Below are 14735 nucleotides of genomic sequence, written 5' to 3'. Positions count from 1 at the left end.
CGCTTTGGCGCGAAAATGGTATCCTATACGCGCTCTTGGAGTTCTCGCTTCAGGCGTAGGAGCCCATCGTCTTGTCCCGCAATGCGTTAGCCAAGGTTTTCGATTGACGATACCAATTATCACGCCAGCGTCGATTTTCGCACCGCCTCCGCCACCGCAGGCGGAAGTGCCGTTTCCTCTCGAATGGCTGCTCAGCAACGCGTCAGCACCGATTCAGTATCGCGCCATCAAGGATGTTGCGCAGCTGGGTAGCGACGCTTGTGCGGATCTCGACCTCGTCCCTATGGGATTCCCGCCGGCGCTTGAGCTCGCGCTGCAGGCCAACGTCGACGGCATCTGGAACGGATCGATGCTGTCGCTTCCCACGCAGCGCTCTGAACACTTCGAGGGCATTGGGACCATTCCCGCCATTCGCCGGCTCGTCGAGTATGGCTGGGACAAGGACGCGCCGCCTATCGTGCACAGCAAGCGCGTGTTGTTCCGCCTCCTGGCCGAGGACGACGATCCGGCGCAGCTCTATGAGCTGTTGCCGTCGCGTGGGAAGCAGGAGGAGGAGTTCCTTCACTCGCAGCGGCAGTTGCTGCGCGAAGCCGCCGGTGCCGCACTCGCCTCGGCGGGCTTCGAGGCGGATCCGCGGCTTCGCGGGCTGGCGCGGCGCACCATCGAGCGGATCGCCGACTTTCTCAAGTCGCCATTGGCGGAGAAGCCGTGGGTGCGGGTGGGAAACAAGCAGGTCCTGCACGCCGATGCCTTCCCGCCGTCGATCTACGCCCTGCACCTCATTGCCCATATGCCGCTCTTCCAGAGCGAGCACTACGAGGCGATGGAACTGCTCTACGAGTACCTGACCAAGCCGCTGCCGCGGCAGGACTCGGTGCAGCAGATCGGCACACAGTTGCTGCCGGTGCCCTTCGCCGTACTGGGCGACCACCTGCCGCATCGCAACGCGGTGGAGAACGACGTGCCGAAGGCCATCGCCTGGCTGGAGCTCATCGCGCGCCTCGGCTTCCTGCGGCGCAATGAGAACTGGACGAAGATGTTCGAGCGCTTCGTGGACGACAGTGGCAGGGATGGCGTCTGGCATCCGCATAAGGGCCTGGCGATGCCGAAGAGCACCGATCCCTACGTCTGGCCGATGTTCCCGCTTGAGGTGACGCACGGCGGCGACGAGCGCTGGTGCGACGTGACGTTCCGCATCGGGTTGATCGCGCGCCTGTCGGGCCGTCCGATCACGCTGATTTGAGCGAACGGCTTCCGCCGTCGGAGTGGTTTCCGGCGGGCATCGCCGACATCAAGGTGCGGCGCGTCGCGCTGGCGTCCGGGCCGACGCTGCGCGTGCTTGAGGCTGGCCCCGCGGACGGCGCGCCCGTGCTCCTGGTGCACGGCTGGGCGGTCAGTGCGTATCTCTGGCGTCGCAACATCCTGCCCTTGGCCTCGGCGGGATTCCGCGTGTACGTGCCCGACCTGCTCGGCCACGGGCTCTCCGACGCGCCGAATGCGGCCGGGTCGTACACGCTGTCACGGTTCGTCGCGAGTCTGCGCGAGCTGCTCGACGCGCTCGGCGTGGAGAGGGCCGGGATTGCCGCCCAGTCGATGGGCGGAAAGATCGCCGTGCAGTTGGCGCTGGACGCCCCGGAGCGCGTTCGCGCACTCTCGCTCTACGGACCGGTGGGGTTCGGGCCCATCCCGCCCTGGCAGATGCTCTCGCCACTCCTGCCCACACCGTCCGGCGAACTGATCTCGCTGTTCGTCCCGCGGGCGATGGTGGCCTTTGTGCAGCATCGCGTCTACGGGAAGTTGGGCTGGTTCAGCGAGCGCGATGTCGATGAGTACTGGGCGCCGACGCAGTTTCCTGCCGTGGTGCGCGCAGGCTTCCAGATGCTCCAGGAGTTTCCCTGGCAGATGTGGGATGAGGCCACGCTCGCGCGCCTGCAGGTTCCCACGCACGTCGTGTTCGGCACGCGCGACCGCACGGTGCGGCCGGGACACGCCGAGCGGCTCGTCGCCGCGCTCCCGAATGGGCGTCTCACGTGGATTGCCGATGGTGGCCACGTCGTGATGGAGGAGGCGCCCGAGCGGGTCAACGCGTTGTTGCTCGCGGACTTCGCCGCTTAGGTTTCGCTGGGATGACAACGAAGAGCAAAGACACCAAGACCAAAGCGCCAAAGGCGAAGCGGAAGGCAGCGAGCAAGGCGTCGAAGGTGGCGAGTTCAAATGAACACGCGCCGTCGGCCGCTGCCGCCCTCGATTCGGCGACGGTGCAATCGCTCGCGCAGCAGGAAGCCAGCACCTCGGACATCACCTTCGTCGACCTCGGACTGGGCGAGGCGATGCTGGCCTCGCTCGCCAAGGCTGGCTACTCGCGGCCGACGCCGATTCAACAGCAGGCGATCCCGCTGGCCTTGAAGGGCCGCGACCTGATGGGCCTCGCGCAGACGGGCACGGGCAAGACGGCGGCGTTCACGATTCCCATCATCGAACGACTGATTGGCGGCCCCAAGCGCACGCGCGCCCTCGTCCTGACGCCCACGCGCGAACTCTGCCAGCAGGTGGAGGCCAGTGTCCGCAAGTACGGCACGGGCACGGGGCTCGAGGTCGTATCGGTCTACGGCGGCGTCGGCTACGAAGGCCAGACGGAGGCGCTGCGTGGTGGCGTCGACATCGTGGTGGCGACGCCGGGTCGCCTGATCGACCACCTCGAGAAGCAGAACGTGGTGTTTGACGACCTCGAGGTCCTGGTCCTCGACGAGGCCGATCGCATGCTCGACATGGGCTTCGCGCCACAGATCAACCGCATCGTCGCGACCATCCACCCGTACCGGCAGACCCTGCTGTTCTCGGCGACCATGCCGCCTGAAGTGGAAGCTTTGGCGCGGAAGTACCTGCGCAAGCCGATGGTCGTGCAGGTCGGGCGTCGCTCGCAGGCCGCCAACACGGTGCGGCACTTCGTGTATCCGGTGCCGGGCCATCGGAAGTCGTCGCTGCTCACGCACTTGGTCAGCGAGATGGAAGCGGACGACTCCGTGCTGGTGTTCACGCGCACGAAGCACGGCGCCGACCGCGTCGTGCGGCATCTCGAGCACGAGGGCGTGCACGCCGATGCCCTGCACGCCGACAAGTCGCAGGCGCAGCGCGACCAGGCGCTCAAGCGCTTCAAGGACGGGAAGACGCGCGTGTTGGTCGCCACGGACATCGCGCAGCGCGGGCTCGACATCTCGGGCATCACGCACGTGATCAACTACGACGTGCCGCAGCAGGCCGAGGACTACGTGCACCGCATCGGTCGTACCGGCCGCGCCGCCAAGGAAGGGGATGCCTTCACGTTCATGAGCACCGAGGAGATTGGGATGGTGCGCACGATTGAGCGGGTGATTGGGCAGGAGATCCCGCGGATCTCGGTGAGCGGGTTCGACTTCGGGACTTGAACGGCGGACGCGGGACGGGCAACTGCAGTTGTGAGTTGTGTGTTGTGAGTTGTGAGTTGTGACGGGTGCGCCATTGCAGCCTCCCGCACCCAACCTCGGTCTCACCACTCACAACTCATTACTCACCACTGCCGTTTAGTAACTCTCCCGCACCCGTCCCAACCGCGCCACGGTCAGTGTCTCCGCGCGCTGGCGGATCCGCACCACGATGGTCGAGTTGGCCAGGCCGAATCCCATCCCCGACGGCGCATAGGTGATGGTGTCGCGCGAGGCGCGCAGGCTCACGTAGTGCAGCTTGGCGAGGTGGCGTTGGTGCAGGGTGTCGCCGCCGGACTCGATGCGCAGGCTGCCCTGCGCACTGTCCACGATGAGGCGCGCGAGTTCGCCGCGCCGGATGGCTGCGGCGCGGGTGAGCATCAGAGCGGCGGAGACCTCGTGGGCCGCCTGCCGCAGTCGCAGGCCGTCGAGCACATCGCGACTGCGCGGGATGGCGATTCCCGCGACGAGGCCGATCAGCGTGCAGGTGACGACGAGTTCGGCGAGGGTGACGCCGCGGCGCATTGGGGACTCCGGTCACGGGACGAACCGAGGGTGGCTAGATTCGCGCGCGATGGCGTGACCGATCCGTGGCCGCCCGCATCCAATCTTCCCCCGAGGTCCGTGATGTCCCCCACTCGACTCCTGCGCACGTTGGCCGCGAGTTCGCTCATGACACTCGGTGCCTGCTATCAGGACCCGCAGCAGGTGATGGACCAGCAGCAACAGCTCAATGACATCGCCGACGCCATCAACCAGATGGGACTGCAGATGGCGGACATGCAGGCCACCCTGGACTCGCTCGGCGGCATCATCGCCAAGCACGACACGGCGGTCTACCGGATGGCGAACGTGACAGGGGTGCCATATCAAAGGTGAGAGGACGGAGGACGGAGGAGGGAGGTTCGGCAGGGAAGCACTGAGGCGGCAAGGATGGACGCCTGCCGCGCTCGCGGTCATCTTCCATATTCGAGATCGAGCCTTCGTCCTCCGTCCTCCGTCCTCCATCCGCCGTCATGAAGCTCGTCATCGAATACTGCACGGTTTGAAACTACGAACCCCGGGCCGTCAGTTTGGCGGCCGCGTTGCGGGATCGTTGGCCGGAGGCCGAGGTGGGCCTGACCCCCTCGGGCGGCGGCGTGTTCGAGGTGTTCCTCGACGACCAGTTGGTGTTCTCCAAGAAGCAGCTTGGCCGGCACGCCCAGCCGGGTGAGGTGCTGCAGCTGATCGACGCGCGGTTGGGCTAGGCGACCGCGTATCCCCCACTCGTTCCTCGCGATGCGCATTGCGATATCCACAGGCGGCGGTGATGCCCCAGGGCTGAACGCCGTCATTCGTGCCGCGACGCTCTCGGCCCTTGGCCGCGGGTGGTCGGTGCTCGGCATCAAGCGAGGATACGCAGGCCTGCTCGGCGAGGACGAGATCATCCCGATGACCGCCGATACGGTGCGGGGCATCGCGCACCTCGGCGGTACCATCCTGCGCACGACGAATCGCGGGAATCCCTTCGAGTTTCCGGTGCTGCAGGCGGACGGCAGTTACAAGGAGATCGATCGGTCGGACGAGATGATCGAGAACGCGCGCAGTCTCGGCATCCAGGCCTTGATCGCCATCGGCGGCGACGGCTCGCTGGCCATCGCGCAACGGTTGGTGGAGAAGGGGATGCGCGTCGTGGGCGTGCCGAAGACCATCGACAACGATGTATCGGGCACGGTCACGACCTTCGGCTTCGACACGGCGGTGCAGACGGCGATCGAGGCCATCGACAAGCTGCACACGACCGCCGAGAGCCACGACCGCGTGATGGTGCTGGAGGTGATGGGCCGCGACGCGGGGTTCATTGCGCTGCATTCGGGCGTGGCGGGCACGGCCGATGTGATCCTGCTGCCCGAGATCCCCTGGCACATCGACCACGTGTGCCGGGCCATCACGGAGCGCGACAGGGCTGGGCGCAAGTTCGCGATCGTGGTGGTGGCAGAAGGTGCGACCGACTCGGACGGCAAGGTGTCGATCATCGGGGAGTCGATGCCGGGGCAGAATCGCCGCGTGGGCGGCATCGCGTCGCGGATTGCCAAGGAGATTCAGGACCGCACGGGCAAGGAGGCGCGCTCGATGGTCTTGGGGCACCTGCAACGCGGTGGGATGCCGACGGGTTACGACCGGCTCCTGGCGACGCGCTTTGGCGGGGCGGCGGCGCAGGCGGTGGCGGACCAGAAGTGGGGGCATATGGTGGCGCTGCAGACGCCCCACATCGTGACCGTGCCCATCGTGGACGCGCTCAAGGAGGCGAAGCGGGTGGACCCGACCCACGACGTCGTGCAGACCGCAAGGCGCCTGGGCATCAACTTCGGTGACAAGTGACCCATCGCCGGCCCGAACCGTCGCGTGGGGTGTGGGTATGAGCACCCCCAGTCCCTCCGGTCGATTCCCGATGCTGTTCCGCCCAGCCGCCCTGATTCTCCTGATATCGCTGACGCCGATTGCGGCGCAGGGGCAGCGGCGTTCGACCGAGCCTGACCTGCCGCGCGATATGCCGGAGGACATGCGGCCGCCGGTCGGCAAGTGCCGGATCTGGATGGAGGGCGTGCCGCCCCAACAGCAGCCGGCACCGACCGACTGCCAGACCGCCCTACGGCAGAAGCCCGCCAACGGCGTGGTGGTGTTCGGCCCGACGCGCAGTCGTGAGCTCGAGATTCGCGGGTTCCGCACGCATCCGCGTCCGTCGCGGGCGGATAGCAGCGCGCGCCGTGTGGTGATTCCAATGCCGACGCGTCGCGGCAGCGGAACCGCGCGCGACTCGGCTGCCCGTGATTCCGCGGGTCGCCGCGTGCCGACCCCGTCGCGTGACAGCGCGCGCCCGGCCCAGCGCAGCAAGACGCCGGACCGCACGCCACCCGTGCCGCAGCCCTCGCGGACGCGGACGCCGCCCAAGCCCAAGCCGGATTCGCTGACCTCCTCGAGCTTGGAGCTCGGGGAGCGGCAGTCGTAGCCGACCCGCAGGGCCTGCGTCGGGTCCGGGACCAGTATCTCCCGCCGGACCACGATGCCTTTGTGCGCGCCGGTGGGGCGCGAGGTCGCATCATCGTCATCGCGCCCACGCGCGCGGCCTGCGAGACCATTGAGCTCGCGTTCACGTTGGACATCGAGACCGTCCTCTGGCGCTCGCGCGGCGCCGAACTGCAGCGACTTGCCACCGAACTCGGCACCTCGGACGCGCAGCCGCGCCAGGGCTTCGGAATCGTCGCTGGGACGGGCACGGGCAAGACCCTGAGCGTGAAGCCAATCGCCAAGGTGCTGCTCGACACCGACGACCTGCGGGTCGGCGTGGTGAACCGCGAACGCGAGGCCACACCCGAGACCCCGACCTGGAACGTGGTGATCGTGACGACCGGCATCGCGCGGCGGTGGTTCCAGGACGGTGACATCCGTCCGCACGACACCCTGGTGGTGGACGAGATCCACCAGACGAGCGCCGAGCTGGAGCTCTGCCTCGCGTTGGGCAAGCGCACCGGTTGCCGCTTCGTGTGGCTGAGCGCGACGGTGGACCCCCGCTTCTACTCGCGCTACCTCAACGCGGCGGCCGTGGTGGAGTCGTCGGCCTTCGATCCTGCCAAGGCCGCGACGGTGGAAGTCGTGCGAAAGAAGCCGATGAGCTTCCTCGACGACCGCTTCCTGCAGCGCACGATCCGTGAGAAGCGTGGTGTTGGCGTGTTCCTGCCCACGCGCGCGGCCGTGGAGGATGTGGCGACCGATGCCGGCGCGCGGTATCAGCGGCTCGAGGTGGCGTTCTACCACGGGGGCGAGCCGATCCGCGTGATCCGCCCGTTCCTTGAAGGCGAGGTGCGCAAGCCTTTCCTCTTGGCGATGACGGCGGCCGGACAGAGCGCGCTGAACGTGCAGGGGCTCGACACGGTGGTCATCGACGACACGCGGTTTGCGAACGTGGTGGAGCGCGGCCGCAACGTGCTGACGCGCCTGCATCTGGGCGCGAACGAGATCCTGCAGATGGCCGGCCGCGTGCACGGCCGCGTGGCGGGCGGGCGCGTGTACATCCTGTCGGACCGCGACATCCGATTCGACCGACTCGAACCCACGGCGCCGGACTTCCAGCTCGCGGGCGATTCCGAACGCGTGGCGCTCACCTGCGCGGCGCTCGGCGTGCGGGCCGACGAGCTCGACCTGCCGGTGCCGCTCGACCGGCAGTCGTACCGAGCGGCCGTCCAGTTCCTGGAGTCGCGCGGCATCATCGATCAGGGGCGTCTCACGGTTTACGGCAAGTCGGTGGAGGCGATGCCGGTGGACCGGCCCTGGGCAGAGTTGCTCGTGCACTGCGACGACACGCTGCTGCCCTATGTGGCGGTGATGGCGAGCGTGGAGTCGCTGCATCGGATGACGCGCGAGGATCGCGACCTCGCCGGTCTCGTCGTGCCGGGCAGCGACCACCTCACGACCTACAACGTCTACGCCGAGGCCTTCACGCGCTGCGGTTACCTCGGCGAGGTCTATGGCCTGCCGCGGCAGATGTTCGACGAGAGTGTCGAGCGCTGGGCGGAAGGGCGTGGCGTGTTGGTGAAGGCCTTGGAGGACTCGGCGCTGGCGATGGCCTCGATCTACCGCTCGGTGGGCCTGCCCCTGCCGCGCACGATGCCGAAGGCCACGGCAGAGATCGAGAAACGCTGGGTCGAGTTGCTGGCCAAGGTGATGCCGTTTGCGTTGGTGATCGACGAGGAGACAGCGGACGGCGACGAAGCGCGCGTCTCGAAGACCAGCGTCTGCGGCAGCTGGGGACCCATTGCGGGGACGCTGCGCTATTTCGCCGACAAGTTCGGCGTGCCGCGCGCGGCGATCGAGGGCACGCAGCTCTCGCGCGATCTCGTGCGGGCGCAGGCCATCGGTCACGAGCCTCGTCTCGTGTACGACCCGTCGCAACGCGAGCGGCCATTGGCCCTGGAGCGGCGGCTCACGTACTTCGGGTTCGAGTTGGAACGCGAGCGTGAGGCGCTGCAGGAGTTCCCACCGGGGCAGGAGGACGAAGCCCGACGCGTGCTGGCCGACGCGCTGGCGCGTGGAGAGGCGCGGCACGCGGCGGTGCCGCGGAATCGCCCGATGATTGACCAGGTGCGTGAGGTGTGGCGGCGCAGCGGAGGGCGCACCGCCCGGCTGTCGCAACAGGAGTTGGCGGACTGGTACGAGAAGGCGTTGGCCGCCGTCGGCTCGCTGGCGCAGTTCAAGTCGGCGGCGCTGACGTTCGATCCGGACGAGATCGTTGACGCGTCTGAGCGCGAGCGCTGGATGGCACTGCCGGCGCAGGTTGTGGTACGGGACCGCCCGGTCTCCATCCACTACGAGGTGGAGGAGACGCCCGAGGGGCCGCGCGGCGTCGCGAGGCTGCAGCTCAACGAGAAGCTGGCGCGCACGCTCGTGGATGAGGAATTGCCGACGCTGGACCGCCCGCTGCGAATCGCGGTCGGACGCGGCGCACGCGGGACCATCAAGACGGAGACGCTCGCTGAGGCGCAGGAGGAACTATCGCGCCCCTGGATGCGTGAGGAGGTGGCGCGTAAGCCGAGCGGCGCAGGCCGACCCCAACGCGATCGCGGCGACCGGGATGGTGGAAAGCGCGGGCCGAGAGGACGTCCACCGGTGCCGAAGGGCAAGCGACGCAGGGGTCGGTAGCGGCGCGACGCGGCGGCTACGCGAGATGGCCTTGCGAGCTCTGGCCAGCCCAGTTCGCTCCGTCTTTCACAAAGTAGTCCGAGAACTTGTCCAGCTCATAACGCATTGTGATACAACGTGTTATGCGCTGAATACGGGCTCGGCTTGTGATTAGGACTGGCTGGTCCTAATCTGCCTTCCGTGAGCCAGAAGCGACTACAGATCCTTGACGCGGCCGCTGAGCTGATTGCCGAGCGGGGCTTCGTGCAGACGTCGGTGGACGACGTCATCGCGAAGGCCGGACTGAGCGGCAAGAGTCACTTCTATCACTACTTCAAGTCCAAGGACGCGTTGGGGCACGAGGTGTTGGCGCGGCAGTTCGACGTGCTCGCCGACCGGGGCCTCCACATTCTGCGTGAGCAGTCGTTGGATCCCTTGGAGCGCCTGCACGTTTTCATCGACTCCGTGGTGGCCATGCAGGCCGACCGCAGCGGCCGGCTGGCCTCGCCCTTCGGTGCGCTGGCCACGGAGATGGCGTCGATGGACGAGGGATTTCGCGTGCGCATTGCCCGCGTCTTCCGCTCGTGGACGGAGGAGATTGCCGGGTTGCTGGCCCAGATCGAGGATCGGCTCGAGGACGATGCGGATCCCCTGCGGCTGGCGCGCTTCATCGTGGCGACGCTAGAGGGCGCAACAACGGTGGCGCGGATGAAGCGCGATGTGAGCCTGATGCACAGCGTGGCGGCGGACCTGAAGCGATTCGTGTCCGGTCACCTGCGCCGCGGCGTGACGCCTTAGCACTGGGACCGGAGAGAACGCGATGGCTTCGATTGCGGCAGGCAGCGGCATCCTTGACATCAACGCCCGTGCGGCAGAGCGCGCGCGGGCGGAGCGACGCGCGCGCTTCGATGCCGAGGCGGTCTCGCAGCTGGATGCGTTGCACGCGTTCGCGCTGAAGCTCACGCGTTCGCGCGAGGATGCGGAGGACCTCGTCTCCGACACCTTGGTTCGCGCCTTCCAGCGCTGGGATCAGTACCGGCTCGGTACGAACATCAGGGCGTGGTTGTTCACCATCCTCTACCATGCCTTCGTGAGCCGGAAGCGCCGCATCGACGCACGCGAGGTGCAGCCGCTCGAGGCCGATGACGGGCGCGAGCTGTTCGAGCCGGTCGGCGAGGTGGATCCCGAGGGGCGCTTCTACGATTCTTTCGTGGACCAGGAAATCGTCGACGCGGTGCGAGCGCTGCCCCACGAATACCGAGACGCCCTGCTGATGAGCGACCTGCACGGCATGCGCTACGGGGAGATCGCACAACTGCTTGGTGTGCCGGAGGGCACCATCAAGTCCAGGCTGTTTCGCGGGCGCCGGCTGCTGCAGGCGCAGCTGCGCGGCTATGCGGAGGAGATGGGCTACATCAGGCGTTCGCTCGACGACGCCGCAGCCTGAGCGCCTTCGCCCGGTTGCCGCAGGTGGCCATGTCGCACCAGCGGCGCGTGCGGGACTTCGTCTGGTCAAGGAACACGCGCGGGCATCGTCGGTCGGCGCAGACCCTGATGCGCGGCAGCTCATCGGCGACGAGCGAATCCACCGCCGACTCAACGACGGGAATCACGAGGCCGCCGAAGGCATCGCCAGTCGGCACAAAGCTGCGTACGTAGCGGCCGGTTTCCGAGATCTCGACACGCCGTGTGCCCACGCTGCGTCCCAGCAGGCGGTTGATCTCGGCAAGCGCGCTCTCGCGCGCGCGCTCGCCGTCAGGTCCCCGGCCGCGCTCGGCGAGGGCGCGAAGCGCCGCGCGCACGCGTCGTGCCTCCACGAGCGCCGCCGCGGCACCCGACGGCTGCTCGGTCGCGCGGCGCTGCAGCGTGACGGCGCGCTCGGAGTCGACAACCTGCGCCCCTTCCAACCAGACGACGAAGCGCTCGAAGCTCGCGATGGTATCCCGGCGCAGGCCCAGCAGCGCGTCGTCCGTGTTGACGAAGTCCAGCCAGAGGCGTCCGCCGAGGAACGTGAAGGGGTTGTCGTCGGCCTTGGCGCGTCGGGGCATGCCGCGAAGATAGCGCGCGGCGATATCTTCGGCTGATGATCTCCGACATTGCACGCGTGGCGGTGGGGTCCGCGAACCCCGTGAAGGTGGCGGCCACGCAAGCCGTGCTGGCCTGGGCGGCGCCTGGAGCATCCGCCGAGGCGCGGCCCGTACCGAGCGGCGTGCCCGACCAACCGTTCGGCGACGAACAGACGATTGCCGGCGCGCGCGAGCGGGCGCGCCGGGCGCGAGAGGCCGCGGACGCCGACCTCGGTGTGGGACTCGAGGGAGGCGTCGTGGACGGCCGCGGCGGGATGCGAACCTGCGCCTGGTGCGTGGTCGTGCACCGCGATGGGCGCGAAGGCGTCGGGGGCTCGTTGGCGATGCCGCTGCCCGATGCCGTGGCGCGCATGATCCGCGAGGGCGAGGAACTCGGGCACGCGATGGACCGTTTGGTCGCCGAGCGCGGGACCAAGCACGGCAAGGGTGCCGTGGGGATCCTCACGGCAGGGCGGATAGACCGCCAGGCGGCCTACGAGGTGCTCGTGACCTATGCGCTGGCGCCGTTCGTGACGCCAGCGCTGTACGCGCGATAGCCGGCTAGTCCTTCATCGGCCGCAGCACGAGCACCGGCCGCTGCGCACCGCGAATGAGCTTGTCGGCCACCGAGCCGACGAAGATCCGCGAGAGCCCGCGGCCCTGCGTGGCGATGGCCACGCAGTCGGGATCCGACTCCTTGATGTGCGTGAGTAGCGCGTGGATGGGTGAGAGCTCGACGCGCACGGTGGCCTTCGCCTTCACGCCCGCTTCCTTGAGGCCAGCCACCACGTTGTCCAGGCTGGCCTTCGCCGCGGCGGTCTCGGCGTCGATGCCATACGGATCGGGCCGGTCGGCGGCCAGCGCACTGGCCACGTCACCCGGGACATACGGTGCGACCATCCGCACGAGGTCGATCGTCGCACCGAAGAGATGCGCGAGGTCCCGGGCCGCGGGGATGATGCCGTCGGCGCGCGCGCTGCCATCGAGCGGCAGCATCACGCTCTTGGGCGTGAACGCACGATGCGCGTGCGCGTCGTTCTCCGGCATCGCCAAGACGGGACGATGCGAATGCCGGATCACGGCATCGGCAACGGAGCCGAGCCAGCCGGGAGCGAAGCCACCCGCACCGTGCGTGGTCATCACGACAAGATTCGCGTTCACCTGCTCGGCGACCTCGGTGATGAGGCCGGCGGGCGATCCGTCCTCCACCCGCGCATCCACGCGTACGCCCCACTCGGCACCGAGGCGGCCTGCGAGGTCGCTGGTATAGGTCTTGGCACGCTCACGAAGGGCGTCGTCCGCGGCGAGCATGTCTTGGGTGAACACGCCCTCGGCGGTCGCGCCGACGATGGCGAGCGGCACGTGCACTCGGAGCAGGGTGACGGAACCTCCGGCGCGGCGGGCGATATCGAGGGCGACGGGCAGGGCGCGCTCGGCGAGCGGCGACCCATCGACAGGGACCAGGATGGAGCGGAGCATGGCGGCCTCCGGGTTCAACGGTTCACAACGGTCCGCAGGGCGGACTCCTGAATGGATGCTACCATTGTACCACGCGGCACACCGTCAGTCCTTCCCCGAACCCCTGTCAGGCGAATCGTGACCGAACAGAGTCCGTTGCCGTTTCGAATTCAGCAGCGTGTGCGATGGAGCGACTGCGACCCGCTGGGCATCATCTGGTACGGGGCGTACCTCAAGTACTTCGAGGCGGCCGAGCACGAGATGATGCGCGCGACCAACCTCCCGTACGAGGAACTGCGCGTGAAGCGCGGCGTGCAGCTGCCGCGCAAGGCGTTCCAGGTGGAGTTCCAGTCGCCGGCGCAGATGGACGAGCTGCTGGACGTCGAAGTGGGCGTCGCGAAGATCGGGCAGACGTCGCTGACGTTTCGGTTCGCCGCGTACCGCGCGACGGATCGGACCCTGCGGGCGACGGCCACGCTGACGGTGGTAAACGTCGAGAAGGCGACGCTGCGGAAGCAGCCGATTCCCGAGTTCCTGCGCGAGGCGCTTACGCCGTTCCTGGTCGGTTCGTAATCGGACCCGCCATCAACGGAGTCGCCGAGCGGCTGCGTGCCTCCATCGCCTTGCTGATGCGCCGTTGCAGGCGCTGCAGGCCGTCGTAGGCCGCGTACTTGAAGCTGTCAGCCAGCGTCGGGAAGTTGAATACGCCGTCGATGAAATAGTCCAGCGTGCCCTCGAAGTGCAGTACGGCCGCAGGCAGGTGGATGAGCTCGCAGGCGCTTTCGCCAAACACGCTGGCGCCGAGCAGCTGTCGATTGTCGGCGCGGAAGATGAGCTTGATGAAGCCTTCGGTCTCGCCGATGATCTGGCCGCGCGGGTTGTAGCGCAGCGAGGCCTTGCCGATCTCGACGGGCAGGCCCTTGGCACGGGCCTCGTCCTCGCCGATCCCAACCGTCGCGATCTCCGGCACCGTCCACACGCCGTAGGGCAGCACGGTGGACATCGACGACTTGTACTTGAGGTCGAAGGCGTGGCACATCGCGACGCGGGCCTGTTCCATCGCCGTGGAGGCGAGGGCGGGGAAGCCCACGAGGTCGCCGGCGGCAAAGATGTGCGGCACGCTGCTGCGATAGTGCTCGTCGACCGTGACGAAGCCGCGCTTGTTCACGGCGACGCCTGCGGCCTCTAGGTTCAGCGCGTCGGAGTTCCCCTCGCGGCCGGCGCAGTAGAGCACGCAGTCGGCATTGAGCTGCCGGCCGTCGCTCAGCTTGACGCTGGCGACGTCGCCCTCGACCGTGACCTGTTCGACCGCGGCGTTGAGCACCACCTGCACGCCGAGCCGGCGGGTCATCTCGGCACGCAGCGATTCCGAAAGGTCGGAATCGAGTTGCATCAGCAGGCGTTCGCGGCTGTTGACGAGCGTGACGCGGACACCGAGCGCGCCGAAGATGCCGGCGTATTCGCAGCCGATGACTCCTCCGCCGATGACCACGACGCGGCGCGGGATGGACGTGAGGGTGAGCACGTCGTCGCTGTCCACCACGACCTGGCCGTCGAAGGGGATCTCCGGCGGATGGGAGGGACGCGACCCGGTGGCGAGCAGGAACACATCGGCCGTGATCTCCCGCGGCTCCTGCTTGTAGCGTTCGACGACGACGGTCTGGGGGTCGCTGAAGCGCGCCGCGCCCTGCACGGTGGTGATGGCGTGGCGTTCGAAGTTGTGCTCGATGTGATTCCACATCGTCTCGACCACGGCGCGTTCGCGGTGCATGAAGTCGCCGATGGTGATATCGGACTTTACGCGCAGGTCCACGCCGTAGAGTCCACGCTGGCGCACGCCGCTCAGGTAGAGCGCGGTTTCGCGGAGCGTCTTGGAGGGGATGGTGCCGGTGTTGACGGCGGCACCGCCAGGCTTCGGCGCGCGTTCAATGACGCAGACGGACTTGCCGAAGTAGGCGGCCTGGGCGGCGCCCTTCTCGCCCGCCGGGCCACTCCCGATGACGCAGAGGTCGTAGTGCTCGCCCATACGCGCAAATAGTACGGTCGGGCGAGGCGGGGCGCGAGCACGGGCAGGCCGTCGCGTCGGGGGTGGAGC

16 protein-coding genes are annotated in these 14735 nt (G+C 67.9%); 12 read left to right on the top strand and 4 right to left on the bottom strand.

The window, feature by feature from the left end; all coding sequences use genetic code 11:
* The first annotated feature begins 166 nt into the window (after positions 1-166).
* From KF709_05470 to KF709_05460, 3 genes are all read left to right on the top strand, one after another.
* On the top strand, positions 167-1243 hold the full coding sequence (locus tag KF709_05470; GenBank protein ID MBX3173839.1) for a hypothetical protein: 1077 nt from the start codon (positions 167-169) through the stop codon (positions 1241-1243).
* Positions 1240-2115, top strand: a complete 876-nt coding sequence (locus KF709_05465) for an alpha/beta fold hydrolase (protein ID MBX3173838.1) — start codon at positions 1240-1242, stop codon at positions 2113-2115. The genes KF709_05470 and KF709_05465 overlap by 4 nt, the downstream gene beginning before the upstream one ends.
* Before the next feature lie 182 nt (positions 2116-2297).
* The gene (locus tag KF709_05460; GenBank protein MBX3173837.1) at positions 2298-3425 is read left to right on the top strand and encodes a DEAD/DEAH box helicase; all 1128 of its coding nucleotides are present in this window, start codon (positions 2298-2300) and stop codon (positions 3423-3425) included.
* Between the two features lie 135 nt (positions 3426-3560).
* Here KF709_05460 and KF709_05455 read toward each other — a convergent pair whose 3' ends face one another.
* Positions 3561-3986 carry a GspH/FimT family pseudopilin gene (locus KF709_05455; GenBank protein ID MBX3173836.1) on the bottom strand — a complete coding sequence of 142 codons (426 nt, stop codon included), beginning with the start codon at positions 3984-3986 and terminating at the stop codon, positions 3561-3563.
* A gap of 102 nt (positions 3987-4088) precedes the next feature.
* On the opposite strand from KF709_05455, the gene KF709_05450 reads away from it, so the two are divergent.
* The 7 genes from KF709_05450 to KF709_05420 all read left to right on the top strand — a co-directional run bounded on the left by KF709_05450 (position 4089) and on the right by KF709_05420 (position 10563).
* On the top strand, positions 4089-4340 hold the full coding sequence (locus KF709_05450) for a hypothetical protein (GenBank protein ID MBX3173835.1): 252 nt from the start codon (positions 4089-4091) through the stop codon (positions 4338-4340).
* A gap of 206 nt (positions 4341-4546) precedes the next feature.
* On the top strand, positions 4547-4708 hold the full coding sequence (locus KF709_05445; GenBank protein ID MBX3173834.1) for an Rdx family protein: 162 nt from the start codon (positions 4547-4549) through the stop codon (positions 4706-4708).
* Between the two features lie 31 nt (positions 4709-4739).
* Positions 4740-5822: an ATP-dependent 6-phosphofructokinase gene (locus tag KF709_05440; GenBank protein MBX3173833.1), complete on the top strand. Its 1083-nt coding sequence runs from the start codon at positions 4740-4742 to the stop codon at positions 5820-5822.
* Between the two features lie 70 nt (positions 5823-5892).
* Positions 5893-6450, top strand: a complete 558-nt coding sequence (locus KF709_05435) for a hypothetical protein (protein MBX3173832.1) — start codon at positions 5893-5895, stop codon at positions 6448-6450.
* 62 nt (positions 6451-6512) lie between these two features.
* Positions 6513-9137, top strand: a complete 2625-nt coding sequence (locus KF709_05430) for a DEAD/DEAH box helicase (GenBank protein ID MBX3173831.1) — start codon at positions 6513-6515, stop codon at positions 9135-9137.
* Positions 9138-9317: 180 nt separating this feature from the next.
* Entirely contained in the window at positions 9318-9914 is a 597-nt protein-coding gene (locus KF709_05425) for a TetR/AcrR family transcriptional regulator (GenBank protein ID MBX3173830.1), read from the top strand.
* A gap of 22 nt (positions 9915-9936) precedes the next feature.
* Positions 9937-10563, top strand: coding sequence for a sigma-70 family RNA polymerase sigma factor (locus tag KF709_05420; GenBank protein MBX3173829.1), 627 nt, complete (start codon positions 9937-9939; stop codon positions 10561-10563).
* Here KF709_05420 and KF709_05415 read toward each other — a convergent pair.
* Positions 10532-11164, bottom strand: coding sequence for a CGNR zinc finger domain-containing protein (locus KF709_05415; protein MBX3173828.1), 633 nt, complete (start codon positions 11162-11164; stop codon positions 10532-10534). The genes KF709_05420 and KF709_05415 overlap by 32 nt on opposite strands.
* Before the next feature lie 35 nt (positions 11165-11199).
* Here KF709_05415 and yjjX point away from each other — a divergent pair, with 35 nt between their 5' ends.
* Positions 11200-11739, top strand: a complete 540-nt coding sequence (gene yjjX / locus KF709_05410) for an inosine/xanthosine triphosphatase (protein MBX3173827.1) — start codon at positions 11200-11202, stop codon at positions 11737-11739.
* 4 nt (positions 11740-11743) lie between these two features.
* Here yjjX and KF709_05405 read toward each other — a convergent pair whose 3' ends face one another.
* The gene (locus KF709_05405; GenBank protein MBX3173826.1) at positions 11744-12661 is read right to left on the bottom strand and encodes a universal stress protein; all 918 of its coding nucleotides are present in this window, start codon (positions 12659-12661) and stop codon (positions 11744-11746) included.
* A 117-nt stretch (positions 12662-12778) separates the two neighbouring features.
* Between KF709_05405 and KF709_05400 the strand changes: the two genes are divergently transcribed.
* Complete coding sequence (locus KF709_05400; protein ID MBX3173825.1) at positions 12779-13213, top strand: acyl-CoA thioesterase; 435 nt, start codon at positions 12779-12781, stop codon at positions 13211-13213.
* On the opposite strand, the gene sthA is transcribed toward KF709_05400, so the two are convergent.
* Complete coding sequence (sthA, locus tag KF709_05395) at positions 13188-14666, bottom strand: Si-specific NAD(P)(+) transhydrogenase (GenBank protein MBX3173824.1); 1479 nt, start codon at positions 14664-14666, stop codon at positions 13188-13190. The genes KF709_05400 and sthA overlap by 26 nt on opposite strands.
* Positions 14667-14735: the final 69 nt, after the last annotated feature.

It is taken from the genome of Gemmatimonadaceae bacterium (assembly GCA_019637445.1).
GTDB lineage: Bacteria > Gemmatimonadota > Gemmatimonadetes > Gemmatimonadales > Gemmatimonadaceae > Pseudogemmatithrix.
This window is presented reverse-complemented; position numbering and strand designations above follow the sequence as displayed.

Bases quoted from the DNA above. Each gene is read 5' to 3' on its own strand.
- KF709_05455 (MBX3173836.1), bottom strand. From the start codon at position 3,986: ATGCGCCGCGGCGTCACCCTCGCCGAACTCGTCGTCACCTGCACGCTG.
- KF709_05440 (MBX3173833.1), top strand. From the start codon at position 4,740: ATGCGCATTGCGATATCCACAGGCGGCGGTGATGCCCCAGGGCTGAAC.
- yjjX (MBX3173827.1), top strand. From the start codon at position 11,200: ATGATCTCCGACATTGCACGCGTGGCGGTGGGGTCCGCGAACCCCGTG.
- KF709_05415 (MBX3173828.1), bottom strand. From the start codon at position 11,164: ATGCCCCGACGCGCCAAGGCCGACGACAACCCCTTCACGTTCCTCGGC.
- KF709_05450 (MBX3173835.1), top strand. From the start codon at position 4,089: ATGTCCCCCACTCGACTCCTGCGCACGTTGGCCGCGAGTTCGCTCATG.
- KF709_05435 (MBX3173832.1), top strand. From the start codon at position 5,893: ATGCTGTTCCGCCCAGCCGCCCTGATTCTCCTGATATCGCTGACGCCG.
- KF709_05420 (MBX3173829.1), top strand. From the start codon at position 9,937: ATGGCTTCGATTGCGGCAGGCAGCGGCATCCTTGACATCAACGCCCGT.
- KF709_05405 (MBX3173826.1), bottom strand. From the start codon at position 12,661: ATGCTCCGCTCCATCCTGGTCCCTGTCGATGGGTCGCCGCTCGCCGAG.
- sthA (MBX3173824.1), bottom strand. From the start codon at position 14,666: ATGGGCGAGCACTACGACCTCTGCGTCATCGGGAGTGGCCCGGCGGGC.